The organism is Agromyces humi, from assembly GCF_009720255.1.
Lineage (GTDB): Bacteria > Actinomycetota > Actinomycetes > Actinomycetales > Microbacteriaceae > Agromyces > Agromyces humi.
The window spans coordinates 1-1,465 of the sequence record NZ_WJSP02000614.1 but is presented as its reverse complement, the minus strand read 5'-3'; the positions used below and the strand labels follow the sequence as shown (position 1 = coordinate 1,465).

Genomic DNA, 1,465 nt, shown 5'->3' with positions numbered 1-1,465 from the left:
GGGGTCTTCCTGTTCAGCTTCCAGGACTACAACAGCCTGTCGGGCCGGTCCACGTATGTCGGCATGGAGAACTACGAGCGGCTGCTCACGAGCGACGTGTTCGGCACCGTGCTCCGCAACACGGCGGAGGCGGAGGGGGCGGAGGCGGCGGCATGTTCGGCGGGGGCGGCCGCAGCAGCGGCGGCTTCGGCGGAGGGTTCGGCGGCGGCGGCCGGCGGTCGCCGGGCAGCTTCGGCGGCTCGGGCACGCGCTCACGTCGCGGGGGCGGAGGCCGATTCTGAGCACCGTCACCCTGCAGCCGCCCACCTGAGCGACCACCCGGCTCAGCCTCCACACCACCACGACCGCGATCCTGACCACCACGACCACGACCACGACCGACCATCACCGGAAGGAACCACCATGACCAAGCAGTCCATCTTCGGCCGCATCTCCCAGCTCATGCGGGCGAACATCAACTCGCTCATCGACGAGGCCGAGGATCCGCAGAAGATGCTCGACCAGATGGTGCGCGACTACACCAACAGCATCGCCGACGCCGAGGCGGCCATCGCCGAGACCATCGGCAACCTGCGCCTCCTCGAGGACGACCACCGCGAGGACGTCGAGGCGTCTCGCGAATGGGGCGAGAAGGCGCTCGCCGCCAGCCGCAAGGGCGACGAGCTGCGAGCGGCCGGCGACGCGTCCGGCGGGGACAAGTTCGACAACCTCGCCAAGGTCGCCCTGAGCCGGCAGATCTCCGCCGAGAACGAGGCGCGCGCCGCCGAGCCGCAGATCGCGGCGCAGACCGAGGTCGTCGACAAGCTCAAGTCGGGCCTCAACGGCATGAAGGAGAAGCTGGTCCAGCTGCAGAACAAGCGGTCCGAGCTGATCGCGCGGGCGAAGACGGCACAGGCGCAGCGGCAGGTGAACGACGCCGTCAAGTCCATCGACATCCTCGACCCGACCAGCGAGATCGGCCGGTTCGAGGACAAGATCCGCCGCGAGGAGGCCGTCGTGCGCGGGCAGTCCGAGCTCGCCGCGTCCAGCCTCGACGCGCAGTTCAACGAGCTCGACGACCTCGGCGAGCTCACCGAGGTCGACGCGCGGCTCGCCGCGCTGAAGGCCGGCGGTCCGTCGCAGGGCGCCATCTCAGGCTGAATCCGAGCACGACGGATGCCGCGGGCGCACTCGTGCCCGCGGCATCCGCGTCTCATGACGGTCATCCGGTCTGCACGGACCCGAAGCGCGATCCCAGCGTCACGCGGTAACGTTCCGGCATGACGCCGGATGAGGCGGCCGAGGTGCTGGGTGTCGCACCCGATGCGGACGAGCCCGAGATCGACCACGCCTACCGGCGCCTCGCGCGCGAGCTGCATCCCGACCGGGCCATCGGCGCGGCGCCCTCGACCGTCCAGGCGTCGAGCGAGCGCTTCGTCGATGCCACGCTGGCGAAGGACGTGCTGCTGCGCTCCGCGGCGAGCCG

At 70.5% G+C, this 1,465-nt stretch carries 2 protein-coding genes; both read left to right on the top strand.

Going from position 1 to position 1,465, the window contains the following annotated elements; translation table 11 throughout:
• Nucleotides 1–402 precede the first annotated feature (402 nt).
• Nucleotides 403–1,140, top strand: a complete 738-nt coding sequence (locus GH736_RS22870; RefSeq protein WP_159607306.1) for a PspA/IM30 family protein — start codon at nt 403–405, stop codon at nt 1,138–1,140.
• 119 nt (nt 1,141–1,259) lie between these two features.
• Nucleotides 1,260–1,465 (top strand): J domain-containing protein (locus tag GH736_RS22865; RefSeq protein WP_159607304.1); only part of this gene is annotated, 206 nt, incomplete at its 3' end.

What these genes read in the sequence shown, in the direction of transcription:
- GH736_RS22870 (WP_159607306.1), top strand. Translation starts at nt 403, where the DNA reads ATGACCAAGCAGTCCATCTTCGGCCGCATCTCCCAGCTCATGCGGGCG.